Origin of the sequence: Streptomyces sp. IMTB 2501, from assembly GCF_001953885.1 — a bacterium.
GTDB lineage: Bacteria > Actinomycetota > Actinomycetes > Streptomycetales > Streptomycetaceae > Streptomyces.
In genome coordinates this window covers 813,606-839,505 of the sequence record NZ_MQUS01000001.1, presented here as the reverse complement: position 1 = coordinate 839,505, position 25,900 = coordinate 813,606, and the positions used below count along the sequence as shown (strand labels likewise).

24 protein-coding genes and 2 pseudogenes are annotated in these 25,900 nt (G+C 71.1%); 8 read left to right on the top strand and 18 right to left on the bottom strand.

Annotation, left to right across the window (positions count from 1 at the left end; translation table 11 throughout):
- The first annotated feature begins 97 nt into the window (after nucleotides 1-97).
- Nucleotides 98-865 carry an NPP1 family protein gene (locus AV521_RS03935; RefSeq protein ID WP_076083227.1) on the top strand — a complete coding sequence of 256 codons (768 nt, stop codon included), beginning with the start codon at nucleotides 98-100 and terminating at the stop codon, nucleotides 863-865.
- Nucleotides 866-900: 35 nt separating this feature from the next.
- On the opposite strand, the gene AV521_RS03930 is transcribed toward AV521_RS03935, so the two are convergent.
- Entirely contained in the window at nucleotides 901-1,794 is an 894-nt protein-coding gene (locus AV521_RS03930) for an MBL fold metallo-hydrolase (protein ID WP_076083225.1), read from the bottom strand.
- Between the two features lie 149 nt (nucleotides 1,795-1,943).
- Between AV521_RS03930 and AV521_RS03925 the strand changes: the two genes are divergently transcribed.
- From AV521_RS03925 to AV521_RS03915, 3 genes are all read left to right on the top strand, one after another.
- The gene (locus AV521_RS03925; RefSeq protein WP_076083223.1) at nucleotides 1,944-2,855 is read left to right on the top strand and encodes a LysR family transcriptional regulator; all 912 of its coding nucleotides are present in this window, start codon (nucleotides 1,944-1,946) and stop codon (nucleotides 2,853-2,855) included.
- A 22-nt stretch (nucleotides 2,856-2,877) separates the two neighbouring features.
- Nucleotides 2,878-3,264, top strand: a complete 387-nt coding sequence (locus AV521_RS03920) for a barstar family protein (RefSeq protein ID WP_076083221.1) — start codon at nucleotides 2,878-2,880, stop codon at nucleotides 3,262-3,264.
- An 85-nt stretch (nucleotides 3,265-3,349) separates the two neighbouring features.
- The gene (locus AV521_RS03915) at nucleotides 3,350-3,670 is read left to right on the top strand and encodes a hypothetical protein (protein WP_076083219.1); all 321 of its coding nucleotides are present in this window, start codon (nucleotides 3,350-3,352) and stop codon (nucleotides 3,668-3,670) included.
- Nucleotides 3,671-3,704: 34 nt separating this feature from the next.
- Here the strand turns inward: AV521_RS03915 and AV521_RS50465 are convergent, their stop codons facing one another.
- From AV521_RS50465 to AV521_RS03885, 6 genes are all read right to left on the bottom strand, one after another.
- A complete protein-coding gene (locus AV521_RS50465) occupies nucleotides 3,705-7,244 on the bottom strand; it encodes a serine/threonine-protein kinase (protein ID WP_076083217.1) in 3,540 nt (1,179 codons plus the stop codon).
- A gap of 1 nt (nucleotide 7,245) precedes the next feature.
- The gene (locus tag AV521_RS03905) at nucleotides 7,246-8,097 is read right to left on the bottom strand and encodes a serine/threonine-protein kinase (RefSeq protein ID WP_143658568.1); all 852 of its coding nucleotides are present in this window, start codon (nucleotides 8,095-8,097) and stop codon (nucleotides 7,246-7,248) included.
- Between the two features lie 135 nt (nucleotides 8,098-8,232).
- Nucleotides 8,233-8,970, bottom strand: coding sequence for a DUF1345 domain-containing protein (locus AV521_RS03900; RefSeq protein WP_076083213.1), 738 nt, complete (start codon nucleotides 8,968-8,970; stop codon nucleotides 8,233-8,235).
- Between the two features lie 96 nt (nucleotides 8,971-9,066).
- Complete coding sequence (locus AV521_RS03895) at nucleotides 9,067-9,732, bottom strand: acetate uptake transporter family protein (RefSeq protein WP_076083570.1); 666 nt, start codon at nucleotides 9,730-9,732, stop codon at nucleotides 9,067-9,069.
- 199 nt (nucleotides 9,733-9,931) lie between these two features.
- Nucleotides 9,932-10,552: a LysE family translocator gene (locus tag AV521_RS03890; protein WP_076083211.1), complete on the bottom strand. Its 621-nt coding sequence runs from the start codon at nucleotides 10,550-10,552 to the stop codon at nucleotides 9,932-9,934.
- Between the two features lie 142 nt (nucleotides 10,553-10,694).
- Nucleotides 10,695-11,816, bottom strand: a complete 1,122-nt coding sequence (locus AV521_RS03885; protein WP_076083209.1) for a diaminopropionate ammonia-lyase — start codon at nucleotides 11,814-11,816, stop codon at nucleotides 10,695-10,697.
- Between the two features lie 112 nt (nucleotides 11,817-11,928).
- On the opposite strand from AV521_RS03885, the gene AV521_RS03880 reads away from it, so the two are divergent.
- The gene (locus tag AV521_RS03880; RefSeq protein WP_076083206.1) at nucleotides 11,929-12,849 is read left to right on the top strand and encodes a LysR substrate-binding domain-containing protein; all 921 of its coding nucleotides are present in this window, start codon (nucleotides 11,929-11,931) and stop codon (nucleotides 12,847-12,849) included.
- A gap of 21 nt (nucleotides 12,850-12,870) precedes the next feature.
- Here AV521_RS03880 and AV521_RS03875 read toward each other — a convergent pair whose 3' ends face one another.
- From AV521_RS03875 to AV521_RS50460, 3 genes and pseudogenes are all read right to left on the bottom strand, one after another.
- The gene (locus AV521_RS03875) at nucleotides 12,871-14,322 is read right to left on the bottom strand and encodes a cytosine permease (RefSeq protein ID WP_179022806.1); all 1,452 of its coding nucleotides are present in this window, start codon (nucleotides 14,320-14,322) and stop codon (nucleotides 12,871-12,873) included.
- 133 nt (nucleotides 14,323-14,455) lie between these two features.
- Nucleotides 14,456-15,340, bottom strand: a complete 885-nt coding sequence (locus AV521_RS03870; RefSeq protein WP_076083200.1) for a polysaccharide deacetylase family protein — start codon at nucleotides 15,338-15,340, stop codon at nucleotides 14,456-14,458.
- A 176-nt stretch (nucleotides 15,341-15,516) separates the two neighbouring features.
- Nucleotides 15,517-15,639 (bottom strand): annotated as a pseudogene (locus AV521_RS50460) (AraC family transcriptional regulator); the annotation flags it as partial.
- A 115-nt stretch (nucleotides 15,640-15,754) separates the two neighbouring features.
- Here AV521_RS50460 and AV521_RS50455 point away from each other — a divergent pair.
- Nucleotides 15,755-16,051: pseudogene (locus AV521_RS50455) on the top strand (hypothetical protein); the annotation flags it as partial.
- A 10-nt stretch (nucleotides 16,052-16,061) separates the two neighbouring features.
- A complete protein-coding gene (locus tag AV521_RS50450) occupies nucleotides 16,062-16,337 on the top strand; it encodes a hypothetical protein (RefSeq protein WP_256725430.1) in 276 nt (91 codons plus the stop codon).
- A gap of 36 nt (nucleotides 16,338-16,373) precedes the next feature.
- Here the strand turns inward: AV521_RS50450 and AV521_RS03855 are convergent, their stop codons facing one another.
- The 4 genes from AV521_RS03855 to argG form a co-directional block, all read right to left on the bottom strand.
- Entirely contained in the window at nucleotides 16,374-17,450 is a 1,077-nt protein-coding gene (locus AV521_RS03855) for an acyl-CoA desaturase (protein WP_076083197.1), read from the bottom strand.
- Between the two features lie 164 nt (nucleotides 17,451-17,614).
- The gene (gene gap, locus AV521_RS03850) at nucleotides 17,615-18,616 is read right to left on the bottom strand and encodes a type I glyceraldehyde-3-phosphate dehydrogenase (RefSeq protein WP_076083194.1); all 1,002 of its coding nucleotides are present in this window, start codon (nucleotides 18,614-18,616) and stop codon (nucleotides 17,615-17,617) included.
- A 126-nt stretch (nucleotides 18,617-18,742) separates the two neighbouring features.
- Entirely contained in the window at nucleotides 18,743-19,699 is a 957-nt protein-coding gene (locus AV521_RS03845; RefSeq protein WP_076083191.1) for a GlxA family transcriptional regulator, read from the bottom strand.
- Between the two features lie 150 nt (nucleotides 19,700-19,849).
- Complete coding sequence (argG, locus tag AV521_RS03840) at nucleotides 19,850-21,298, bottom strand: argininosuccinate synthase (protein WP_076083187.1); 1,449 nt, start codon at nucleotides 21,296-21,298, stop codon at nucleotides 19,850-19,852.
- 203 nt (nucleotides 21,299-21,501) lie between these two features.
- Here argG and AV521_RS03835 point away from each other — a divergent pair, with 203 nt between their 5' ends.
- Nucleotides 21,502-22,305 carry a DUF427 domain-containing protein gene (locus tag AV521_RS03835; protein ID WP_076083184.1) on the top strand — a complete coding sequence of 268 codons (804 nt, stop codon included), beginning with the start codon at nucleotides 21,502-21,504 and terminating at the stop codon, nucleotides 22,303-22,305.
- 11 nt (nucleotides 22,306-22,316) lie between these two features.
- On the opposite strand, the gene AV521_RS03830 is transcribed toward AV521_RS03835, so the two are convergent.
- From AV521_RS03830 to AV521_RS50445, 4 genes are all read right to left on the bottom strand, one after another.
- On the bottom strand, nucleotides 22,317-23,234 hold the full coding sequence (locus AV521_RS03830; RefSeq protein ID WP_076083181.1) for an LLM class F420-dependent oxidoreductase: 918 nt from the start codon (nucleotides 23,232-23,234) through the stop codon (nucleotides 22,317-22,319).
- 59 nt (nucleotides 23,235-23,293) lie between these two features.
- Nucleotides 23,294-23,851: a YciI family protein gene (locus tag AV521_RS03825; RefSeq protein ID WP_076083178.1), complete on the bottom strand. Its 558-nt coding sequence runs from the start codon at nucleotides 23,849-23,851 to the stop codon at nucleotides 23,294-23,296.
- Nucleotides 23,852-23,922: 71 nt separating this feature from the next.
- Nucleotides 23,923-25,581: a penicillin-binding transpeptidase domain-containing protein gene (locus AV521_RS03820; RefSeq protein WP_076083175.1), complete on the bottom strand. Its 1,659-nt coding sequence runs from the start codon at nucleotides 25,579-25,581 to the stop codon at nucleotides 23,923-23,925.
- Nucleotides 25,582-25,712: 131 nt separating this feature from the next.
- Entirely contained in the window at nucleotides 25,713-25,895 is a 183-nt protein-coding gene (locus AV521_RS50445) for a hypothetical protein (RefSeq protein ID WP_256725418.1), read from the bottom strand.
- Nucleotides 25,896-25,900 lie beyond the last annotated feature (5 nt).

Below are 25,900 nucleotides of genomic sequence, written 5' to 3'. Positions count from 1 at the left end.
GCCGCGTCGACGCCTACCAGCGCTTCACCCAGATCCTCGGCGTCGCGCCGGGCGACAACCTCTCCTGCTGACGCGAACTGCTCGACAAGGAGCCGTGATGCGCAACGCGAAGTCCCTGGCCAAGCTCCTGCTCGGTGCGGTCGGGGCGATGACGCTCCTCGTGGCGGTCCCCGCGAGCGCCCACGCGAACGTCCTCACCCTGCTGCCGCAGAACGCCGACGGCCTGGAACAGAGCTTCTCGCCCGCCTACGACTACGACGGCGACGGCTGCTACGCCACGGCCGCGATCGGCGCCGACGGCACCATCAACCCCGGTCTGAAGCTCGGCGGCGACGTCAACGGCCACTGCCACGACTACGCCCAGCTCGCCAACGCCAACACCTACTCACGCGCGAAGTGCGACAACGGCTGGTGTGCCGTCATGTACGCCAGCTACTTCGAGAAGGACCAGGCGACGCTGGGCCCGGCCGCCATCGGGCACACCCACGACTGGGAGCACGTCGTGGTGTGGATCAACACCAACGAAGTCCGGTACGTCTCGGTGTCCCAGCACACCAACTACCAGGTGGCCAACCGCTCCTCGGTCCGCTTCGACGGCACCCACCCGAAGATCGTCTACCACAAGGACGGCGTCTCCACGCACGACTTCCGCTTCGCCAACAACAACGACGAGCCTCCCGAGAACGTGACCGGCGGCTGGTTCTACCCCCGGCTCGTGGGCTGGGACGGCTACCCTCCCGGCTTCCGGGACAAGCTGATGAGCGCCGACTTCGGCCGAGCCACCATCAAGATCAAGGACGGCGACTTCCAGTACGCGCTGGCGCACTCCATGCCCTCGGGAATCCCTTTCGACCCGAACGCCTAGCCCGGCCCGGATCGGTCAGCCCAGCCCGGATCGGCCTACCCCGTGTGTTCGCCGCACAGGCAGGCGACGGCCGGGTCGATCCACTCCCGGCCCTCCCACTCGGGGTGACGTTCGATCAGCAACGCGCGCACCTCCTCCACGATCGTCTCCTGGTTCATCGCCGAGTCACGGCGCCTCCAGGTCTCGTCACGCAGCTCACGCAGATAGCCGAGCACATCATCGAGCACCTGTGTTCCCCCGATCGCGCCGTGGCCCGGCACCACCGTGCGGGGCTCGGCCGCCGCCAGCCGGGCCATCGCCTCGATCCAGCCGAGGCCGGTCACATCGGTGTCGTGCGGCGGGAACCAGGGGAAGATCGCGAACTGTCCGGTCTCGGCCAGGTCACCGGTGAACAGCACATCGGCGTCGGGGACGGTGATGACCTGGTCACCCTTGGTGTGGGCGCGGCCGACGGCCTGGAGGCGCACCATCCGGCCGCCCAGATCGAGGTCGTAGGAGTCCTCGTAGACGAAGTCCGGCATGGGCACCTGTGCGCCTTGCAGACGTGTCGCGACAGTCGTCCCGAGGCTGTTGAACATCGCCAGGTATCCGGCGCCCTTGACGGCCAGGTCGTCGGCCTGTGCCTTGTTCACCAGGAACGTGGCCTCGCCCGCGAAGACGTGCGCGCCGAAGGCGTGCTCGGGGTGGAAGTGCGTCGAGGTCAGATACAGCTTGCGCCCTCGCGCGTAGTCACGGGCGAACGTCAGCACGCTCTTGGCGTTCTCCGGGCCCAGGCCGGTGTCGACCACCAGCACCGACTGCGTCCCGCCGATCACGCCGATGTTGGGGACCAGTTGCAGATTCCGGTTGGGTACGACGACCAGGTCACGCGCCGGCTCGTACGCGCCGTCGGTCCGTACGACCGGGTCGGGCAGCTGACGGTCGGCCATGTCACGTTCTCCTCGCCTCACCGGACCGGTCGGGTTCCGTGGCGGATGCGGGTTCGCTCTCGCTTGCCGTTCCACTCCACCTCCGGATCCGCGCCGCCGTCCAATACCTCTTGAGCAGGGCGGATACCGGACGGGTATCGTGTGTGGTGATGGACCTTCGCCTGCTGCGCTACTTCGTGGCCGTCGCCGAGGAGCGCCACTTCGGCCGGGCCGCCACCCGGCTGCACATGACCCAGCCGCCGTTGACCCGGGCCGTCAAACGGCTGGAGGCGGATCTCGGCGCCACCCTGCTGAACCGATCGGCCACCGGTGTGACGCTGACCGCGGCCGGCTCCGCCCTGTACGACGAGGCACGTGCCCTGCTGGACCAGGCCGATCGAGCGCGCGCCCGGGTGGCCGCCGTGGCCGGCGCCGGGAGCATCGCGATCGGCACGCTCGGCGACAGTGTGGAGCGCGCCGGATTCGGCACGTCTCTCGCGGCCGCGTTCCACCGGCGCCATCCCGATGTGGAAGTCCGGGTGGTCGAAGCCGACCTGACCGATCCGACCATCGGGCTGCGCGCCGGCCGGGTCGACCTCGCGGTGACCCGAGCGCCCTTCGACGACACCGGGTTCAGTATCCGCGTCATCCGCTCCGAGCCCGTCGGTGCGGTGCTGCGCACCGACGATCCGCTCGCCGAGCGCGATGTCCTCCACATCGCCGACCTCGACGACCGCCGATGGTTCCGGTTTCCCGACGGCACCGATCCCTTCTGGCGGTCGTACTGGAACGGCACCGAGCCCGGCGAGCCGCTGCGTGACGGTCCGATCGTGCGCACCGTCCACGAATGCATCCGGGCAGTGCTGTGGAACGGAACGGTCGGACTGGCGCCGCTCGGCCACGAGTTGGCGCCGTCCGGCGTGGAACCGGCCGAGGGCCTCACGGTCGTCAGACTGGCGGACATGCCACCGAGCCGGCTGATCGTCGCCTGGCGTGCCGGCGACACCAACCCCTTGCTCCACTCTTTCGTCGAACTCGCCGCTCCCGCCGGCGCGCGCGGAAAACCCGGGGACGCCGTGTGACGCGGCGCGTAGCCTCTGGGACGTGACGGTCACCTACGTGCTGGACGGCACGCGGATCAAATCGCTGGAAGACTTCTGGCGTGTGCTGGGCGAGGCGGTCAACGGTCCCGGCGGCTATTTCGGCAGAAACCTCGACGCCTTCGCGGATTGCCTGTCCGGCGGCTTCGGAACGCCGGACGACGGCGACTTCGTGGTGGAGTGGCGGGACCATCAGGTGTCCCGTGAGTACCTCGGACATCCGGAGACCGCTCGTCAGCTGGAGATCCGGTTGTCGCGCTGTCACCCCGACAACCGCCCGCTCGTGAGTGCCGATCTGGCCGAGGCGCGCGGTGGGCGCGGAGCGACCGTCTTCGACTGGCTGACCGAGATCTTCGAGGATCGCGCGCCCGGTGTCCTGCGCCTGCGCTGATATCCCGTTGAGGGTCCTGGGGCAGGGACATAAGGTCGGCGACATGTCTCTGCGCCTTCAGATGCGTCAAGCCCTCCGGGAAGCCATGCGTGCCCGCGACAAGGTCGCGGTGAGCGCCTTGCGTTCCACGCTCGCCGTGCTGGACAACGCCGAGGCAGTGCCGGTGGGGGCGGCGGAGCTGCGCGGTGTGGCCATCGAGGCGGCGCCGGTCGGTGTCGGCACCACCGAGGCCGCCCGGCGTGAACTGAGCGAGCAGCACATCACCGACCTCGTGCGAGCAGAAGCCCAGGAACGCCTCACGCTCGCGGCTCAGTTCACGGCACCCGCACAGGCCGAGCGCGCGAAGCTGCTCCGCGAGGAGGCCGCCGTACTGCTCCGGCTCCTCGACCACCCCGGCACCGCGTAGCTTCTGCGCCGCCGGGACCGCGCCGAAGATGCCGTCACCGGCGTCCGCCGAACTTGGCGAGGTCCGCGAGGGAGGCGTGCGCCTGTTGGATCCAGCGGGTGGCGTTACGGCGGTCGTGGCGCCGTGCCTGCTCTTCCAGCGTGGCCAGCGCGGCACGCATCGACGCCGTGTCCCCGCGGATGCCGTGCACCAGGACCGGTCCGGTCAGCGCCCGCAGATACCGCTCGACGAGGTCGCGACGCCGGTGTTCGACGACCAGGGTGCGGTAGGCGGCGATTCCCCGGGCGAAGCCGTTCAGGGCGGCCGCGTCACGGCGGCACCCCATGGCGTACGTGCCGAGTCGCAGCGCGGCCTCCCCGCACAGTTGCTCGGTGCTCGCGCCAGGGTGCCTGGAGGCGAGCCAGGAGAGCTTGCCGACGAGTTGCTCGAACAGCACGGAGGCGTCGCGTGGCGACCGGTACGCTCCCACGTCGGTTGCCGACCGCATGTCGCCCTCGAATGCCAGGAGTTGCGCGGGCAGGCCGGTGGACGTGACGGCGAGAAGCACACGCAGCTCCTGATGCTGCTCGCCCAGTGCCCTGAGCATGAAGGCGTGCAGGTCGCCGCCCCTGCGGTGGGCGGGCTCCGGCGAGTCGGGCAGCCGGCGGCTCGCGAAGCGGACGGCGCGGCCGAGGGCCGGATCGTCCGGGGACAGGGCTGTGTGCAGGGTCAGCATCCGTTCCAGCGTGCGCTCGGCGGCTTCGATGTCGCCGAGGCAGACCAGCGCGGTGGCGAGCACGCCGGTCATGCGTGAGGCTTCCGCGGTGAGGTCGTCCCGGCCCTCCGCGATCAGCGCGGAGTACTGGTCGACGGCATGCCGGGCGGCCTCGGCCGCCTCGGCGTACCTGCCGTACAGCAGCCGGTGGTTGGCCACACGCTGGACGCTCTGTGCGTACAGCTCTGACGGCATGCGGCCGAGGGGCGAACGGTCGAGGGCGGCATGTGCCGCCTCCTGAGCCTGCATGGCCTGTTCGTACGCGCCCAGGTCGCCGTAGGCCGCGGCGAGGGTCTCCAGGGTCAGCACGTACATCTCAGCCGTTCCCGGCCGCAGCGCGGGGTCGGCGGTGTCCGTGTCGCCCGGCGCGCCCAGGGAGTCGAGGGCTCGGCCGCATGCCTCCACCGCTTCCTGTGGCCGGCCGGTGCGGCGTAGCCAGATGGCGCGGACGCGATGGACGGCCGCCGCCTCCTGGTCGGGCACCGGCACGCCCTCGGCGTACTCGGACGCGGCGAGGATCTCCAGTGCCTCGGCGAGATGCCGCTCGGCTTCGTCGGGAGCGTCGGCGTCGAGTGCGATCTGGGCGAGCTTGGACAGGGCGTGCAGGAATCGGCGCCCCCAGACGGCCGGGCCGTCCAGCGCCACGAGCCGGCGCCACAGGTCGAGTGAGGTGCGGGCGTGTTCCAGGCCGCGTGCCGGATCCTCCAGGATTCCGATGAGATTGGCCAGGTGGTCATGGGCTCGGGCGAGTTGGTCGGCGTCGGCGGCCTCACCGGCGAGCAGCACGGCCTGTTCGAGGTGGCGCACGGCCTCGGCGTAACTGTCGCGCGCGGCTCGCACCCGGCCGTCGCGCTCCTCGTCCCGGCCGCGCAGGATCAGCGCCTCGCCCAGGCGTCCGGCCAGTTGGTGGATGCCCTCGTCGCGGACCATCGGGGTGAGCACCTCGACGGCGTCGGCCGCGTGTCCCGGGATTCCGCCCTGGGCCCGCTGGACGGACAGGGCGGCACGCAGCTCGCGGGCGCGCCGGTCCCCCGGTGCCCGGTCCAGGTGCCCGTTCAGGAGTGTCTCGACCCGGTGCCACACGTCGGCGGCGCGCCGTTCGTTGCCGCGCAGGTGCTCGGCGGCGGCGAGGTTCGTCAGGCTGGGCACGGCGTCGAGCGGATCGTCGGAGTGCGCGAACTCCTCGGCGGAGGACTCGTACAGCTGGACGGCCCGCGCCAACAGCGTGGCCTGACGTGCCCCGGAGTCCCGGTCGCTCATGTCGCTGAGGACGTTGGCCTCCATCAGGAGGGCGTGAGCGAGGTTGTTCCGCTTCCCTCGCTCGCCCGGCAGGGTGCGGGCCAGGGCGGTGGCGCGCTGGGCGGTGTCGAGCGCGGCGCTCAGGTCGCCGGTGTGGCGCTGGAGGCCGCACAGGGAGCCGAGGACGGCCGACAGCAGACTTCCCTCGTCGTCCGGGTGGTCGGCGAGGTCAGCGGCCGTGCGGTAGTGCGCGAGGGCGCCGGCGACGTCGCCGAGGGCGTGGAGGACCCGGCCGGTCTCCGCCACGCACCGAGCGCGTGCGAACACCGTTTCCACGGTGTCCCGCTGCGGTGCGGGCAGGCCGTCGAGCACGCGCCGGGTCTCGCGCAACGCCCGTAGGTCGCCGAGGAGCTGGGCGCGCGGGCCACCGGCGTCGAGCGGCCAGAAGTCCATTGCGGCGCGCTCGTCCAGGCCCGCCGTGCGGTAGGCGTAGTGCAGCAGTCCGCGCGGATCGTGCCAGGGGCCGCCGCCGGGCACACGCCGTTCGTAGAGTGGCTCCCGTCGGCCCGCCTCGGCGACGGTCCGGACGGGTGGGGGCACCGCGAGGGGCTCGCCGGTCTCCTGTTCGGCGATCCGCAGCAGCGTCCCGGCGATCTCGCCGAGCGGGTGCGGGCGTTCGCCGGGCTCCTTGTGGAAGCAGCGTTCCAGCAGGTCGGCCAGTGCGGGCGGCATCCGCAGCGACGTCGGTGTCAGCGGCTGGGTCCGGGCGGCCCGCAGGACCAGGCCGGCGACGGTTCCCGACGGCCAGGTGCGCTCGCCCACCAGCAGTTCGAGGACGGTCACCGCCCAGCTCCACACATCGGCCGCAACGCCGACCCGCCGTCCCTCGGCCTGCTCGGGGGATGCGTACGCGAGTGTGCCGGCGGCGGCGCCGGACACCTGGAGGGAGGCCTCCGAGCCGGGCCGGGGCGGGTGCAACTCCATGCGCACGATGCTGCGGATCAGCTCGCGTTCCTGCTCGTCGGTGTCCGGTACGGCGGTGATGGCCTGGATCAGCCCTTCGAGTTGCTCGCGCTTGTCCTGGCCCCAGGTCGGCGCCGCGGCCAGCCCGAAGTCGGTCAGCCGCACCCTGTCGTCGCCATCGACCAGCAGGTTGGCCGGCTTGACGTCCAGGTGCAGCAGGCCGGCCTCGTGCGCGGCCGCGAGCCCCCAGGCGGACTGGGCCGCGGCCTCCAGGACCCGGCGCAGCGCGGCTCGTTCACCGCCCTCGTGCAGCGCGCCGGAGCGGAGCCGGTCGGCCAGTGAGCCCCCGGGGGCGTACTCGCTGAAGACGACGACCTCGTCACCGAGACTGCGGGCGAACCGGCAGGGCGTGATGTACGGATGGTCCGGCAGGTCGATCCAGCGTTGTACCTCGGCGAGGAGCCTCCCCTGATGAGCCGGGTCGCCGCTGTGCAGCCGCTTGACCGCGTACCGCTCGCCGGTACGGCGGGACCGCACCAGTACGACGCCGCCGAACCCGCCGGTGCCCAGCGGCCGTTCGACCGTGAACTCTCCCAGGAACGTGCTGCCCGCTTCCATCTCAGCTTCCCTCCAGCGCGGTGCGCAGAGCCTCGGCGGTGCGGAAGCCCGCGCCGGGTTCGTCGCTGAGTGCGTGATCGAGGACCTCGCACAGGCCGGACGGAAGGCCGACCCCCCGCTTGCCGACCGGCACGACGGGGCTGGTGGCGACGGCCAGCCAGGGATCCTGGTCCGGCGGCAGGTCGCGGGGCGGTGTGCCGGTCAGGACGTGGTAAAGGGCGGCGGCGGTGGACCAGACGTCGACCTCGGGGGTCGCGTACTTGTAGTTGATCAGCTGTGCTCTCGGCATGAAGGCGGGCGTGCCCATGACCACGCCGGTGCGGGTCAGTCCGCTGAGTCCCGCGCTGTCGTAGGCCTTCGCCAGGCCGAAGTCCCCGAGCTTGGCGGTGAGCCGGCCGTCGGAGCCGTGGCTCAGCAGGATGTTGTGGGGCTTGATGTCGCGGTGGACGAAGCCGTGTTCGTGGTGCACATGGCCGAGCCCGGTCAGGACGCCGTCGAAGAGTTCCAGGGCCTGGCGCGCGGGAAGCGGGCCGTCGCGGCACACCCGGTCGGCGAGACTGCCGCCGTCGCACAACTCCAGGACCAGACAGCACGGTTCCGTCCCCGCCGGCAGGGCCCTGTCCGCGGGTCCGGTGCGCTCCACCCCCAGCACACGCACCACGTACGGGTGGCTCAGCGCCATGCAGACGCGCACCTCGCGGGAGAACCGGGCCACCGCCTCCTCTGCCCCGGCGGGAGCGCGGATCACTTTGAGGGCGCGGCGCTCACCGCTCTCGTCGTGGACGGCCGCGTACACCACGCCCATCCCACCGCGTCCCAGCTCGCCCTCCACTACCCACGCCCCGAACCTCACCCGCACACGTCCCTTCCCCGCAGGGCCGGCCCCCTCGGCCGCTTCGCCGTCAATTCAGGCTACTGGCAGGCGAGTTCGGGTGCAGTCCGCCACACGGGTACGTCAGTGGCGAGGCTTCTGCGGGAGCCGCCTCAGTCACTTCAGGATGTTGACCGCCCGGGCGACGACGAGGACCACGGTCACCAGGGACACCGAGGACTGCAGCATCATCAGCATCTTCGACCACCGGGACAGGGGCATGACGTCGGTCGGGCTGAAGGCGGTGGCGTTGGTGAAGGAGAGGTAGAGGTAGTCCGGGAAGGCCGGTTCCCAGTCCGATGGGGCGAGCTCCGGGCTCTGCATCTGTACGAAGAGGAAGTCGGCGTACTGGTGTTGTCCGCGGACCCGGGCCATGGGGCCGCCGCGGTCCCACTCCCAGTACCACAGGGCGAACACGATGACGTTCGTCAGCCAGATGACCCCGCCGGTCAGCAGCAGTGGGACCGCGCTGTCTCCGCCTCTCCCGCTCACCAGATCACCGACCAGCCGGGCCGCCGCCCAGCCGTTCGCCACGCTGATGACACCGGCCAGGGTCAGGCCCAGGTACCGCAGCAGCCGGGTACGGGGCTCCACCCGCCGGGGACTGCCCGCGACCAGTGCGGCCAGCAGCGCCAGCTCCAGTGCGGGCAGAGCCCAGGAGGGATGGAGGAGGACAAGCCGGTGCGGCAGGATCGTTTGCAGGGCTACGGCCACCAGGATCACCGCCGTCACCGTCCAGCGCGGCTCACCCCGGGTCGCCTGACGCCAGGCCGGAACCAGCTCGCGCTCACCGCTCTCCAACAACCGCTCGATCCTGGCCAGCCGGTGCCGAGCGTCATCCATGTCGTCGTTCATGACTTGGATTGTCCCGGCTGTACGTCTGCCGGGGCGGGCGAGACCACGTCGGCCTGAGGGGGGACTGCCGACGTGGGCCCGCCGCCGGGCCCTGCCTCAGGCGGGTCGCTCGTCTCGCGCCTCCGGGGCCGTGCCGGGGTGGCGCGGGCCCACGGGGAGCACGGTGCGGGCGTGTGTCTCGTTGATGACGGTCGCCGCCGACGCGTACCAGGCGGCGAGTCCCGTCGCGATGCCGAACCACCCGCCCACCTGGGTCATGGCGTGCGGCTGCGCCCCCGTCTGGAAGGCGCCGATCGCCAGGAAGAGGAAGGTGAGCGTGAGCAGCGCCAGCACCACCAGCACGGCGACGGTGACGCGGAGCGCCGCGATGGTCATATAGGCCGTGAAGATCGCCCAGCCGAGCAGGAACAGGCCCAGCGCGTTGTGCGAGTCACCGGCGAGCGCCAGGCGCGGCACGATCCACCAGTAGGCCAGCCAGAAGGCGGCGAACGACACGAACGCCGTCGCACCGAAGGTGTTGCCGCGGCGGAATTCGAAGAGGCCTGCGGCGAACTGGGCGATGCCGCCGTAGAACGCGGCCAGACCCAGCACCGGAATGACGGCGGCGCCCTCCTTCAACAGGTTGGTGTTGATGATCGAGAGCAGCAGCGTGGTCAGGGCGAAGCCAGCCAGGCCCAGCGGGGCAGGGTCGCCCCGTACCGCCGGGCGCGGGTTTCCCGCGGGTGGCTGCTCCGGGTGGAGGCTCCTCGTGTCCTCGTTCATGACCGGCATCCCTTCGACCAGAGCAGAGGACCAGCAGCCGACGCTCGCCGAGCCCACGAACGTGCTGGTCGGAACCCCGAGGCGGGCTGACGACACCCCGGGGTGTCGCCTGCGTATACCTTTACGGAAAGTACCCGTTTGTCGTATTTGTTAGGCCTCTTTGCCGGGCCCTTCCCGGCTCGTTCGCTGCCTCGGCGGATCAGCCGGCCGTGGTCGCCACGACAAGGCCGAAGCCGATCAGCACGACACCCGTCGTGCGGCCGAGCGCCCCGCGGATCCTTGGTTTCTGGAGCACCGGCCCGGCCCTGGACAGCAGCAGCGTGTAGCCGCCCAGCCAGGCGATGGTCAGGGCGTCGTGCAGCAGGACGAGGAGGGTCATCGCCCAGGCGGCCGGCAGTTGGGGCGGGGCCAGTGCGGGGAGCAGGCCGGTGTAGAAGACGGCGATCTTCGGATTGAGGACATTGCTGATCAGGCCGGTCCGGCAGGGGCTTCCGGCGCCGGCGGACGGGCCGGCCTCCGGCACGGCGGATGCGGCGGCGCGGTGCCGGCGCAGGTCCTGTACGCCGAGAAGGACCAGGTAGCCGGCGCCGAGGAGCTTGACGACCAGGTAGGCCACCGGTGCCGCGGCGAGCGCGGCCGCGAGCCCGGCCACGGCCAGCGCGCCCCAGAGCAGGAGCCCGGTCGCGATCCCTGCGATGGTCCGGAAGGCGTCCGCGGGCCCCGCCACCAGGGCCCGGCGGGTCACGACCGCCATGTCCGGCCCGGGCACGATGGTCAGCAGCCCGAGGACACCGATCGCGGCCGCGAGGTGGGTCAGCATGCCGCCGGCCTCCCCTCAAGACCGGTGACCAGGCCGGTGACCAGGCCGGCGAGAGGGCCGGCGAACTGGGCGGACACGGGGCCGGTGGCCTGCGGGGACGGCATACAGGTGTGGTGGTTCAACTCAGAGATCTTTCGGCTGTTCACTGACCGGAGGTGTGGTGGGGGTTGGCGGACGGTCCTTCGGTGCTCAGCAGCACGACGACCGAGGTCGCGTCGAGCCCCAGTGCCGTACGCCGCTCATCGGCGCCCGTGCCGCCGAGCACCGTGCAAAGGCCGGCGAGTGCGGCCGCCCCGCAGGGGCCCGAGGAGACGCCGAGGGCCGCGAGCCGGGCGGCCGCGCGGGCGCCGGCGGAGTCCGGGACGGCGACGGCGGCATCCAGCCCGCCGAGCAGGTGGGGCCAGGCGAGGCTCGACGGGGTGCCGCAGTTCAGACCCGCCATGGCGGTCTCGCCGGTCGGCACGCTGACGGCCCTGCCCCGGACGAGGCCGGCGAGGACACAGGCCGCGGCCTCCGGTTCCACCGCCAGCAGCGCCGGAGCACGTCCGCGGTCGCGGCTGCGGTAGTGGGTGACAACGGCCTGGGCCAGTGAGCCGACGCCCACCGGGATGGAGACGAGATCCGGCCCTTCGTTCACCCCCCGGGCCGCCAACTGCCCGTCGATCTCGGCGCAGAGCGTGGAGTACCCCTCGACGATCCACCCCGGGATCCGTTCATAGCCCGGCCAGGCACTGTCCTGCACCAGGACCGTGTCCCGCGCGGCGGCCGCCTCGGCCGCACGCCGCACAGCCTCGTCGTACGACCCCGGTACGGCGGTGACCTCGGCCCCCTCGCCCACGATCGCGGCGACGGCCCGCGGATGCACTCCCTGGGGAACGAAGACATGCGCACGCTGTCCGCGCAGGCGGGCCACGCGGGCCACCGCGCGGCCGTGGTTGCCCTCGGTGGCGGTCACCAGGGTGACCGAACCCGGATCCCGGCCGCTCCCCGCCTGCTCCCCGAGCAGGCGGTGCACCGCCCAGGAGACACCCAGCGCCTTGAACGCGGGCAGACCCAGACGGCACGACTCGTCTTTCACGAAGACTCGTCCGACCCCCAACTCCCCAGCCAATGCGGGAAGTTCGATCAGCGGAGTGGGTGCGTAGCCGGGCAGCGCGGCATGGAAGTCCAGCACCTCGGCGGGTGCGGGCACACAGCGCCAGGCGCGGGCGCCGGGGCGCACCGACCAGGGCGGCGTCGGGAGGGCAGAGGCATTCTCGGGCACATGACCAGGGTCCGATGCCCGCCTATGATCGGTCCAGTGGATGTTTCCGGCCTATAGACATCGGACAAACCGATGAATCAACGGCTCTGCACGAGGAGGAGGGGCGCCGGCGATGTTCGACCTGCACCGGCTCCGCCTCCTGCGCGAACTCAAACACCGCGGCACCCTGGCGGCCGTCGCCGCGGCGCTGTCCTATGCTCCGTCCTCCGTCTCCCAGCAGTTGTCCCAGCTGGAGGCCGAGGTCGGCGTCCCCCTGCTGGAACCGGTGGGGAGGCGGGTGCGGCTGACCGAGCAGGCCGAGATCCTCGTCGCCCACACGGAGGCGGTCCTGGAGCGGCTGGAGCGGGCGGAGGCGGACATCGCCGCATCGCTGTCCGATCTGACGGGCACCTTGCGCATCGCGTCGTTCCAGACCGCCGCCCTGGCCCTGGTGCCGACCGCGCTGGGCCTGCTGCGCGAGCGCCACCCCCGTCTGCGGGTCCATGTCACCCACCGGGAGCCGGAGCGCGCGCTGCCCGCCCTGCAGGCCCGCGACTACGACCTGGTCCTCGCCGAGGAGTACCCGGGCAACCCCAATCCGCGGCCGGCCGAACTGGAGCAGGAGGACCTGCTCGACGACGCCCTGCAGCTCGCGCTGCCCGAGCCTGCCGAACAGCCCGGCACCGGGAGCCCGTTGGCTGTGCTGCGTTCCCTCGCGGACCATCCCTGGGTGATGGAGCCCGAGGGAACTGCCGCCCGGCACTGGGCCATGACCCTGTGCCGCACCGCCGGTTTCGAACCCGACGTACGGTTCGAGACCACCGACCTTCTGCTCCACCTCCGCCTGGTCGAGCAGAAGCACGCCGCCGCCTTCCTTCCCGCCCTGGTCTGGGACGGCCGCCCTGCCAGCGTGGCTCTACGGCAGCTCCCCCGCGGCCAGCGCACCCGCCGCATCTTCACCGTCGTGCGCCGGGGTGGCAGCCGGCACCCCGCGATCCTCGCCTGCCGGGACGCGCTCCGGCGTGCGGTCGCCCTGCGTTCCCCGCTGCCGTAGAGCCCTGCTCCTTCTTGGTGTTCAGGGCTCGCGGTGCTCGTGGGCCGCCTGTTCCAGCTCCGCCGCCTCGGCCTGGGCAACCCGCGTCTCGGCCGCCACGTCGATCGAGCGGGTCAGCCACCAGTACAGCAGCGCGGCGACCGGGAGGCCGATGAACAGGGAGATGTCGGCTCCGCCCAGCGCCTTGGCGGCGGGGCCGACGTACAGGGTGCCGACGGAGAAGAAGGGGATCATGACGGCGAAGCCGACCAGGTAGGCGATGATGCCGTGCCAGCCCCAACGGCCGTAGATGCCACGCGGGTTGAAGATCTCCGCAATGGCGTAGTGCCCACGGCGTACGACGTAGTAGTCCATCAGGTTCACCGCGGTCCACGGGATGAACAGATACAGCACCAGCAGCAGGAAGTTGTTGAAGTTCTCAAGGAAGTTGGAGGTCGCGGCCAGTGCGCCGACCAGGGAGAGCGCGGCGGTCAGACCGATGGTGACCAGGCGTACGCCCAGTGTCGGGCGCACCCGCTTGAACGAGTCGATGCCGCTGATGAGGGTCAGCGAGCCGCCGTACATGTTCAGCGCGGTGACGGACACCAGGCCCAGGGCGGCGAAGAGCAGCACGATGGCGCCGAAGCCGCTGAAGACCTTGTCGCCGGCGGCGTTGATCGACGTGATCGTGTCGAAGTCCTTGCCTGCCCACGCGGCCAGCAGCGTGCCGAGGACCATCAGCCAGATACCGCCGAGCGCGGAGCCGAAGTACGTCCAGTAGAACGTCTTGCGGACCGTCACATCGGGCGGGAGATAGCGGGAGTAGTCGGAGACGTAGATGGCCCAGCTGATCTGATAGCCGGCGACCACGCCGAACTGGGCGAGGAACGGGGTCCACTTGAAGGCGCCGAGGTCGAAGGAGCCCGCCGGATAGTGCAGGGTGACGAGGACACCGACGGTGAAGACGCCGAAGATGACCAGAAAGGTGTACGTCAGGATCCGCTCGGCCTTGTGGATGATGTCGTAGCCCACCAGCGCGATGACCAGCGCGACCACGGTCACCACGACCACCCACAGCTTGACGCTGCCGTGCAGGGTGGTGTGCAGGGAGTCGGCGGCGAGGATGCTGTTGAAGACGTTGAACCCCGCGTACTGCACATAGGCGAAGAGCCACACCAGGAGGGCGCCGACGTAACCGAACTGGGGGCGCGACTGGATCATCTGCGGCAGGCCCAGCTGGGGTCCCTGTGCCGAGTGGAAGGCCATGAAGAAGGTGCCGAGGACGGTGCCGGCGACGATGGCCAGCAGGGACCAGATCAGATTGCCGCCCTCGGTGATGCTGATCAGCCCCACGGCCAGGGTCGCGATCTGGGCGTTGGACATGAACCAGAGCGGGCCCAGGTGCCAGAGTTTGCCGTGCCGCTCGTCCAGGGGGACGTAGTCGATGGACCGGATCTCCAGACCGGTCACCCGTGGCTCCGCTGATGTGCTCATGACGCCTCCCGGCGGCCGGTCTGCCTCTGGGACACATTGTTCTCCGAGGCGGACGCGGTGACGAGTGGTGCGGCACAAATGCCGAGGCCGAGAATGGGGCGGCGGCTGGGCATGTGCCGCCGCAGGGAGGCGTTCAGGCGCGCTGCAGACCGTCCGAGAGGCGGACGAAGCGGTGGCCGGCGGCGAGCAGGTGGGGGACGGCCCTCGCGATGCCCCGGGCGGTGCCGCCATGGGGGTGGTTCATATGGCACAGGACGATGGAACCGGCCCGAGCGGAGGCGACGGTGGTGTGGACCTGCTCGGCGGTGAAGGTGGCGCCGCCGTCACCATTGACCGAGAAGCTGACGAAGCGTTCCCCGAGGTCCCTGACGATGCGCGCCGCGACGTCGTCGCAGTAGGCCGTACCGGACCGGAAGAAGCGCGGCGGGGCGCCCAGCAGACCGGTCAGCTTCGCCTGGTTGCCGGCGATCTCGTCGTACACCTCGCCCGCGCTGCGGGTGCCGGGGATGCCGTACGCGGAGCGGCCGGTGACCGACAGGGGGCGGTGCCGGGTGCCGTGGTTGGCGATCTCGAAGAGCGGATCGGTGGCCAGCCGGTGGAACACGGCCGGGTTGGCGTCGATCCAGCGGGAATTGATGAACAGCGTCGCCGGGATGTGCCGCGCGCGGAGGAAGTCGAGGAGCGCCTGGTCGTAACCGCTGCCGCCGGGGCCGCCGCACGCGTCGAAGGTCAGCGCGATGTCGCGGGTCGTCCCCGGCAGCGAGTGCACCACGCCCGGGGCGTCGAAGCCCCAGGTGTGCGGCACACTCCGCCTGTAGCGGGCCACGATCTCCTCGCGGGTGACGAGCGGCCGTGTGGCCGAGGGCGCGGCGCTGGGCGTGGACGGGACCGCCGAGTCCACGCCCGTGCCGGGCGAACCGGACGGGGCGGACGCGCTGCCGTCGTTCTTCGGGCCCGCGCAACCGGCGAGCAGCCCTCCCGCCATGGCAGCGAGCACCGCACGCCGACCAGCCGTCATCCGCTTCCCTCACACCTGTTCGAAGGCCGTCACAGTCGACGGCCACCATGACGGCAACCGTACGCAGCGGACCACTTGCGGCCGTGAAGACAGCGGTAAGAGGTCATCCAGAATCGGGCGGGAGTCGAGGCCTACGGCGACGCCGGGCCTCCGGCCATGCCGGTGCAGGCAGTTCGAACGCCCACGACCATGCAGGTGGCGGGCCACCAGGGCACGGCGCCCGGCTCGATGTAGAGGCTTCGGGTGCTCACTCCCAGCATGCGGACCCGGTGTCGGGTGGTCGCCGGGATCAGGACGGCTCCGTAAGTTGTTCGATGCCCGGGAGGGCGGGTTGTGGCTCACGGCGGCTTGCCAAAATGTGGCTCGGAGCGAGTGGCCGCCGCGCCCTTCGGGGCACCCTGGCTGCTGATTGAGATGTGCGCGCCTTGTGCGGTTGCTGATTACGGAGCAGACAGCGGGGTGTTCCTCGAGCCGTCACCCCGCGGCACGTCCGTCGCGTACGTCGCTCTCAGCATCGTCGATCTGCTGCTGCGCCCCGGACTTCTGCGTCCGCGCGGACGGGTCCGGGAGAGCGGCGAGGCACCCAGGGAAGAGACCCGTGAGGTGCCCTGTCGCCTGCCCGCCGTCCTCGGCGCACCGATCGGTGCGGTGGCGGCCTTCCTCGGTGTCGGCGGCAGTGCCATGACCGTTCCCGCGCTACGACGCGCAGGGCACCCGATGCGTGCGGCGACCGCGCTCGCCAACCCTCTCACCCTCGCGATCGCGCTCTCCCGCCACCCCACCGTCCCTGACCGGCACGGACCCCGTCCCGGCCCACACACACCTGCATCCGGTCGGCCTGGTCGACCTCCGCGCCGCCGGGGCGCTGCTCCTGGGCACCCTGCCCGTGATCGCGGTGCTGCGGCGCCGCCCGCCCCGGATGCCGGACCGCGCCTACGCCTGGTCGTATCTCGCGCTGCTCGGCGTCGTGGAGGTCGCGATGCTGCTCGCGGGTTGAGACGGATGTCCCCGCCACGTGACCCCGGGGCCGCCGTCAGGATGCCTTGCGCTGCCGCCTGATCGGTTCTCCCACCCGGTGCATATGGGTGAGAGCCTCGCGGTACGACCGGATCAGTCCGGTCTCGTGGTACGGCACGCCGATCTCCGCGCAGTACGCGCGCACGATGACCTGCGCGCGCCGCAGATGGGGCGTGGGCATGCTCGGGAACAGGTGATGCTCGATCTGGTAGTTGAGCCCGCCGAGCATCACGTCGGTGAGGAGGCCGCCGCGTACGTTGCGGGAGGTGAGGACCTGACGGCGCAGGAAGTCGGGCCGTTCGTCACCGGTGAACGTGGGCATGCCCTTGTGGTTCGGTGCGAAGGTGCAGCCGAGGTAGACACCGAACAGGCACTGGTGCACGGCGAGGAACGCGACCGCCTTGCCGGGCGAGAGCACCAGGAACAGCGCGGAGAGGTAGGCCGCGAGGTGGAGGAAGAGCAGACCGCCTTCCAGCAGCCGGTGCTTCATGGCCGGCTGGCGCAGCGCCCGGACGCTCGCGACGTGCAGGTTGAAGCCCTCCAGCGTCAGCAGCGGGAAGAACAGCCACGCCTGGTGGCCGCCGATGAGGCGGGCCAGACCACGGCTGTTGCGGGCCTGGTCGGTGGACCACACCAGGATGTCCGGGGCGACATCCGGGTCGAGTTCCTCGTGGTTGGGGTTGGCGTGGTGGCGGGTGTGCTTGTTCATCCACCAGCCGTAGCTCATGCCGATCCCGAGGTTCCCGAAGAGGCGGCCCCAGGTCTCGCTCGGCCGGCCGCGCCGGAAGACCTGGCGGTGTGCCAAGTCATGGGCTATGAGGGCGACTTGACCGGACATCAACGCCAGGAAGGCGGCCACGGCCAGCTGCCACCAGGTGTCGCCAAGGGCGAGGAAGGTGCCCCAGCCCGCCGCCAGCAACCCGATGACCAGGGCGAGCCGTGCCGCATAGTAGCCGGGGCGCCGGTTCAGCAGCCCCGCCTCGGCGATACGTCGGGACAGCCGGGCGAAGTCGCTGCCGGCCCCGGATCCGGACGCGCGGGAGAGGGCGTCCGGCGCTCCGGCCGTGACCGGTGCGTGAGTGGAAGTCGTCATGCCGTCGAGTCTCGGCAGGCACGTGCGGCCGGAACAGCCAGCCAGTCACCGGACCGGATGGGGGGCTTTCCCTACGGCATCCCAGGGTGTTTCCACCACTCCGAACCGCTGACCTCGGGCTTCCCGGGAAGCCACACCCGCTCCCTCCCCGTCTCCGTCTCCGGTCAGCGCCCGGCGAGGAGTTCGAGTGTGTCGATCACGCGGTGGGAGAAGCCCCACTCGTTGTCGTACCAGGCGACCACCTTGACGTGCCGGCCGTCGTCGACGCGGGTCAGGGCCGAGTCGAAGACGGAGGAGGCCGGATTGCCGGTGATGTCGGACGACACGAGCGGGTCGTCCGAGTACTCCAGGATGCCGGCGAGCGGTCCCTGGGCCGCGGCGCGGTACGCCGCCAGGACCTCGTCGCGGGTCACCTCACGTGCGACGGTCGTGTTGAGTTCCACGATCGAGCCCACCGGCACGGGCACCCGGATCGAGTCGCCCGACAGCTTGCCGTCGAGGCTCGGCAGCACGAAGCCGATCGCCTTCGCCGCGCCCGTCGTGGTCGGCACGATGTTGACGGCGGCGGCGCGGGCCCGGCGGGCGTCACGGTGCGGGCCGTCCTGCAGGTTCTGCTCCTGGGTATAGGCGTGCACCGTCGTCATGAACCCGTGCTCGATCCCGGCGAGTTCGTCCAGCACCGCGGCCAGCGGGGCGAGCGCGTTGGTGGTGCAGGAGGCGTTCGAGACGATCGTGTGCAGGGCCGGGTCGTAGGCATCGGTGTTGACCCCGTACGCGAGCGTGACGTCGGCGCCGTCGGACGGCGCGCTCACGAGCACCTTCCTCGCGCCCGCGTCGAGATGTGCGCGGGCGGCCTTCGCGGCGGTGAAGCGTCCGGTGGCCTCCAGGACGATGTCCACATCGAGTGCGGCCCAGGGCAGTTGGGCTGGTTCCCGCTCGGCCAGGACCTTGATGCGCCGGCCGTCGACGACGAGGGTGTCCCCGTCCACGGTCACGGGGCGGCCGAGCCGGCCGGCTGTGGTGTCGTAGGCGAGCAGCCGGGCGAGGGTGGCGGGTTCGGTGAGGTCGTTCACGGCGACGACCTCAAGGACGCTGTCGCGTTCGAGGAGTGCGCGCAGCACGTTGCGTCCGATACGGCCGAATCCGTTGATGGCGATGCGAGTCATGAGTGGTGTCCCCTGGGTTCCTGCTGGTTCCTTCGGTTCCCCCTCAGCGTCGCGTTCCGCATCCGCTCATGGCCGTGTCGAGAGCGCCATGGTTCGCAAGGATCGCGCCAGGGGCCGACGGGTCGGCTACTCGCCCTGGGTGAAGGTCCGCCGGTATTCGCTCGGGGTCGTGCCGAGAATCCGCTGGAAGCGGGTGCGCAGATTGGTGCCGGTGCCGAGGCCGACCTCGGCGGCGATCTGCTCGATGCTCCGCTCCGAACGTTCGAGCAGCTCACGGGCCAGATCGACACGGGCGCGCATCACCCACTCCATCGGCGTGTAGCCGGTGTCCTCGACGAAGCGCCGGGAGAACGTGCGCGGTGAGACCGCCGCGTGCCGGGCGAGCACCGTGAGGGTGAGGGGCTCGCCGAGGTGGTGCAGCGCCCACTCCCGGGTCGCGGCGAACCGCTCGCCCAGCGGCTCGGGCACGCTGCGCGGCACGTACTGCGCCTGGCCTCCGCTGCGGTAGGGGGCGGCGACCAGGCGCCGTGCCGCATGGTTCGACACGGCCACGCCGAAGTCCTTGCGCAGGATGTGCAGGCACAGATCGATGCCGGACGCGGCGCCGGCCGACGTCAGCACACTGCCCTCGTCCACGAAGAGCACGTTCTCGTCGACCCGGACGAGCGGGTGCTTCGCGGCAAGGGCACGCGCATAGTGCCAGTGGGTCGTCGCGCGCTTGCCGTCGAGCAGCCCCGTGGCCGCGAGCGCGAAGGCACCCGTCGAGATGGCGGCGAGGCGTGTGCCGCGCGCGTGGGCGGCGAGCAGCGCGTCGACGACGGACCGTGGCGGGTCCTCGCGGTCCGGAAACCGGTACCCGGGGATGAAGACGATGTCCGCCCACGCGAGCGCGTCCAGGCCATGCGCGACGTGGTACGACAGCCCGTCTCCGCCCGCCACGAGTCCGGGCGCGGCCCCGCACACCCGCACCTCGTACGGCATGCTCGCCCGCGTCGTGAACACCTGCGCGGGAATCCCGACATCGAGCGGCTTCGCACCGTCGAGCACCAGGACGGCGACGCGCTGCAGGCGAGGGGACGGCACGGAACACAGGGTACGAGAGGCGCCGGTCCCGGCCCTGCCCAGGTTCTCGGACGGACGGCTCGTGAATCCGCCGCACCCGTACGACGACGGGCCCCGCCGATGGGTATCGGCGGGGCCCGCTGCCCAAGGGTGGACGGCCGGTGCGCGGTGTCAGTCCGTGCCGGACTCCATCGCGGCGCGGTCGAGGGCCTCGTCCTCCTCCGAGACCTCGCCGCGGGAGGCGATGGCCTCGGCGCCGCCCTGGGGCATCGCGCCGATCAGCCCTGTGGAGGCGGCCTGGGCCGCGCCGATCAGGGCCGGGTGCTCGGTGCCGACCATGCCCAGGCCCGCGTACTGCTCCAGGCGCGCACGGGAGTCGGCGATGTCGAGGTTGCGCATGGTGAGCTGGCCGATCCGGTCGGACGGGCCGAACGCGGAGTCCTCGGTGCGTTCCATGGACAGCTTGTCCGGGTGGTAGCTGAACGCCGGGCCCGTGGTGTCCAGGACCGAGTAGTCCTCACCTCGGCGCAGCCGCAGCGTCACCTCGCCGGTGACCGCCGCGCCGACCCAGCGTTGCAGCGACTCGCGGATCATCAGCGCCTGCGGGTCCAGCCAGCGGCCCTCGTACATGAGGCGGCCGAGCTTGCGGCCCTCGTTGTGGTACTGGGCGAGGGTGTCCTCGTTGTGGATCGCGTTGACCAGGCGCTCGTACGCGGCGTGCAGCAGCGCCATGCCCGGCGCCTCGTAGATGCCACGGCTCTTGGCCTCGATGATCCGGTTCTCGATCTGGTCCGACATGCCGAGGCCGTGCCGGCCGCCGATGGCGTTGGCCTCCATGACCAGCTCGACCGGGGAGGCGAACTCCTTGCCGTTGACCGTCACCGGGCGGCCCTGGTCGAAGCCGATCGTGACGTCCTCGGCGAGGATCTCGACCATGGGGTCCCAGAACCGCACACCCATGATCGGCTCGACGGTCTCCACACCGTTGTCCAGGTGCTCCAGCGTCTTGGCCTCGTGGGTGGCGCCCCAGATGTTGGCGTCCGTCGAGTACGCCTTCTCGGTGCTGTCGCGGTACGGCAGCCCGTGCGCGAGCAGCCACTCGGACATCTCCTTGCGGCCGCCCAGCTCGGTCACGAAGTCGGAGTCCAGCCAGGGCTTGTAGATCCGCAGGTGCGGGTTGGCGAGCAGGCCGTAGCGGTAGAACCGCTCGATGTCGTTGCCCTTGAAGGTGGAGCCGTCGCCCCAGATCTGTACGTCGTCCTCGAGCATCGCCCGGACCAGGAGCGTGCCGGTGACGGCGCGGCCGAGGGGCGTGGTGTTGAAGTAGGCACGCCCGCCGGAGCGGATGTGGAACGCGCCGCAGGCGAGCGCGGCCAGCCCTTCCTCGACCAGAGCGGCGCGGCAGTCGACCAGGCGCGCGATCTCGGCACCGTAGGTCGCCGCGCGGCCGGGGACGGAGGCGATGTCGGGCTCGTCGTACTGGCCGATGTCGGCGGTGTAGGTGCACGGGACGGCGCCCTTGTCGCGCATCCACGCTACGGCGACCGACGTGTCGAGGCCGCCGGAGAAGGCGATGCCGACGCGCTCGCCGACCGGAAGGGAAGTGAGGACCTTGGACATAGGAAGAGTATGCATCATTCCGTATGGCCATGCATAGTGCCGGGCCGAAACGGCCCCCAACGGGTGTGCCAGCCCGTCGGCCGCTCCCCCGTCGGCCTGGCAGGCGGCTCCCGTCTGCGCGAGCATGGAGCCGCCGCGGAACGAGCATGGTGCCGCCGCGGAAGACGCCACGACCACGCCGACCTCGCCCGAGGAGACCGGTCATGACCAGCCTCAACACCGCCCAGTCGTTGCGCACCACTCCCGAGGGCCTGCTCTGGGAGCCCAGCGAACGCTGGGTGCGCGGCCGTAAGGGCGATGTCACCGTCGTCGACAGCCGCCACCCCGTACTCGTGTGGGAGCCGGGTGTCCCCGTGCCGCTGTACGCCTTCCCGCGCACGGAGGTCCGCGCGGATCTGCTGCGCCCGGCGAAGAACCCGCCGACCGGCGTCCATACCGGATCGACGCTCTTCTACGACCTCGACGTCGACGGTGAGCTGCTGGAGAACGCGGCCTGGACGTTTCCCGCCGAGGATCTCGCCGGCCACGTCGCCTTCGAGTGGTTCCGGCGCACCGGCAGGGGCCTGGACCACTGGTACGAAGAGGAGGAGGAGATCTTCGTCCACCCCCGCGACCCGCACAAACGGGTCGACGCCATCCCCAGCAGCCGGCATGTCGTCGTCGAGATCGGCGGCCAGGTCGTCGCCGACACACACCGCCCGGTGCTCCTCTTCGAGACCGGTCTGCCCACCCGCTACTACCTCCCCCGCGAGGACGTCCGCCTCGACCTGTTCCGCCCCACCGACCACCGCACCCGCTGCCCCTACAAGGGCATCGCCGAGTACTGGTCCGGGGACGACGGCGAGGCGGCCGTCCCGCCCGACGTCGTGTGGAGCTACCCCGAACCGCTGCCCGCGGTGGCCGCGGTCAAGGGTCTGCTCGCCTTCTACAACGAAGCCGTCGGCATCACGGTGGACGGTGAACGCCTCGAACGCCCGGTCACGCATTTCACCGCGTCGCTGTCCTGAGACCGGACGGCTCAGCCCTTGGCCAGCTCGCCGAGCAGCTTCCAGGTGCGGCGCTGGTCCGCCTCCCCGCCCAGGTCGGTCTCGGTGAACACGACCTCGGTCGCTCCGGCGTCACGGTAGCGGCGTACCTCGGCGGCGACGGTCTCCTCGTCGCCGATGACGGCGAGGTCGACTGCCCGGGTGCCGCCGGACTGCGCGATGACGCGTCGGTAGGACGGGAACTGCTCATAGAAGGAGAGCGTGTCGGTCGCGGTCCGCCGTACCGCCTCGACGTCGGCGGTGACCACGCCGGGGACGAAGGCGACGATCCGCGGTGCCGGCCGGCCCGTGGCCTCGGCCGCCGCGGTGACGGCGGGGACGATGTGTTCGGCCAGGGCCCGCGGGCCGGCCAGGAGCGGAAGGATGCCGTCCGCGAGCTCACCGGAGACGCGCAGGGCCTGAGGCCCCATGGCGGCGACCAGGATCGGCACCGGCGGTTCCGCGCCCGGCACGGCCGCCGGCAGCGGGGTGGCGGCCGTCAGCAGCTCGCCGTGGAAGTCGACGCTGCCCCTCTCCAGCAGAGGACGCAGTGCGGTGAGGAACTCGCGGAGCCGGGCGACGGGGCGCTCATGGGGGATGCCGAAGCCTGTTTCGGTCAGGTACCTGGTGCCGAGCGCCAGCCCCAGGTGGTAGCGGCCGCCGGTGGCGGCCTGGGTCGTCTGGGCCTGGCCGGCGACGATCAGCGGATGGCGGCCGAAGACGGGGATCGCCGCGGTGCCGACCTGCAGACCGGGGACCTCGCGGCCGACGATCGCGGCCAGCGTCGGGGAGTCGTAGGAGAAGGTCTGCCCGAACCACGCGGAGCGCAGCCCGGCCTCCCGGGCCTCGCGTGCGAGCCGCACCGTGGTGTCGATCGGGTGTTGCACAGAGAGCGCTACTCCGATGGTCATACAGGGGCAACCGGTGGCAGGCGACCGGCATTCCGGATCGCTGGAGAGCGACCCGTTCGTCAGCGCCTGCCGCCGAACGTCCAGGCGTGGACCTCGATGTCCGCATACCGGTCCGGGGGGAGGACGGCCCGTGCCGTGTCCGGATCCGGTGCCCGGAGCAGCGCGGCCGTGCCGAGCCAGGCCGCGCCGTCGTCGGAGAGCAGGGGTCCGTACGCGATCAGCTCGTCCCGCTCCGGTGGCAGCGCGACGACGCCGGCGTCGACCGTTCGCCGGGCGCCGAGGCCCAGCACCAGATACCGGTCGCCCTCGGCCGGGCCGCCGGGGAAGTCCCACATGGTGCGGCCCAGCAGGTTGCGCCAACGGCGCAGCAGCACCTCCCGGTACACGCCCGCCTGGTAGTTGGGTTCGTCGAAGGCGAAGGCCCGCGCGGCCGCGGAGTCCGGCAGGCCGACGATGTGCACACTGCCGGTGGGCGTGTCCCCGTCGTCGGCCAGGGTCGGGCCGCGGGCGATCATCTCCTCGGCGTACTGGTCCATGTAGGACCAGTGGTCCTCCAACAGCTCGTCACGCAAGGGCAGAGAGCCGGGCCGATCACGGTGATAGCAGAAGAACTCCATGCAGCAGACCCTCCCCAACCGCGGACCGACACCTCAACTGCTTTTACGGGAACCGCCCATGAGGCCCGCGCTCAGCCGCCGGTCAGCAGCCGTCGTACGACGTATCCGGCGGAGTCCACGCCCGAGCTGCCCCCTTCGACGAGCGCGGCCACCGAGATACGGGAGTCGTAGGCGGTCAGCCAGCCGTTGGTGTGGTCCCCTTCTTCCGCGGTGCCGGTCTTGGCGCCGACGCCGGCCAGTCCGCCCAGTCGCGGAGCCGCAGTGCCGCTGGTGGCCACGTCGCGCATCATTGACTGCAGATAGTCGGCCGTGCGCGCGGAGATGGGGCGGGGTGCGGTCTCCTGGTGCTGTCCCGGCAGGATGACCGGCTGCTCGAAGCCGGCGTTGCGCACGGTGGCCGCCACGGACGCCATGAACAGGGGCGTGGCGGTGACCTTGCCCTGGCCGATGAACTGGGCCGCCTGGTCGCCGCCCTGGGCGTCGGCCGGGATGCTCGGGTCGGTGGTGGCGACCCCGCCGCCGATGGACCAGTTGCCCATGCCGAAGACGTTCACCGCCTCTTCGTTCAGCGCGGAGGCGTCACTGTCGTGCACCAGGTGGTGGAAACCGTCCTTGATGAAGGAGGTGTTGCACGACACCCTGAAGGCCTGGGCGAGGGAGGAGCCGGGGTCGGCCCGGACGCCGGGGTCGTTGTGGAACAACTGGCTGTTGGCCATCAGCGAGTCCGTGCACGGCGCCGGGCTGCTCGGCGTGAGGCCCGCCTTGTCGAAGAGGGCGGCGGCGGTGATGATCTTCATCGTGGAGCCCGGAGACTTGATGCCGTTGAGGGCGATGTCGCCGTCCTCACCGGTGTGCGCGATCGCGAGGACGTGGCCGTTGCGCCAGTCGAGCGCCACCGTACCCGCGGGCTTCTGCTGCAGATGAGCGTCCTTCACCGCGCGCTCGGCGACCCCTTGGAGGCCTGCGTCGATGGTCGTCCTGACGAGGGCCGGCCGGCCCTTGGCGAAGACCTTCAGCGTCTGCACACCCGCGCCGCCCCCGTCGACCACGGCCACTCCCGTTCCGGGTTTTCCACCCGTGGCCTTGGCGTTCTTGCCGATGGTCGCCGCGACGTCCCGCAGTGAGGGGAACGTGGACAGGTCGGTCCTGCCGTCGCTCGCGACGACCTTCGCGCCGCCCGAGCCGGCCGGCAGCGTGCCCGCGGTCAGCGACTGGCCGTCGCCCAGGCCCGGATGGAGCACCGAGTTGTTCCAGTGGACCGCCAGCTGACCGTTCGTGCTCTTGCGCACCGCCACCGCGCTCGCGTAGCTCCAGGTGCCGCCCGCGACCTGAGCGGTGACGTCGAAGGTGACCTTGGTGGCTCCCGGTGTCACCGACGAGGGGCCGGCGGACAGGATGTGATCGAACGTCAGCTTCTTCAGGCGCAGGCCGTCGGCGTACTCCCGGAGCGCCCGCCTGGCGGTGTCGGGTGTGTCGGTGTCGCTCGACGCGCCGTCCAGGTGCTGCTGGGACCAGTTGGCCAGGAAGGCGCGAGCCAGCTTCGTCGCCTCGGCGCCCGACGGCGGTGTACTCGATACCTCGGAGGGGTCGAATCCGCGCGCGTCCTGGGACGTACCGTCACCCGCCGCACCGGAGGCCAGGCCGTGCACGATGTTGTAGGTACCGAGTCCCCCGAGGGCGAGCAGCGCGGTGCACGTACCGGCGAGGCCGATCTTCACAGCTCTGTTCATGCGCAGATCGTATGGACGTTCTATGAATGCTCGTGCACACAGTTGATGGATCGTTATCGAACGGTGCGACTGTTGACATGTGCACGAGGCATGCCTAGGTTCCCCGATAGACCCGATGTTTCAATGATCCGTCAGGTTTGGAGGGTGATGATGACCTCGCAGCCGGAGAAGCGCTCGCCGGTTCCCCGCAGAGCGTTGCTCGGCACCGCACTGGGCGGAGCGGCGGTGGCGGCGCTGCCCGGACCGGCCCACGCCACGCAGGCCGCGCAGCCGGAGCGGTCTTTTACCGGCACCGGATCCGCGGGTGAAGACATCGGAT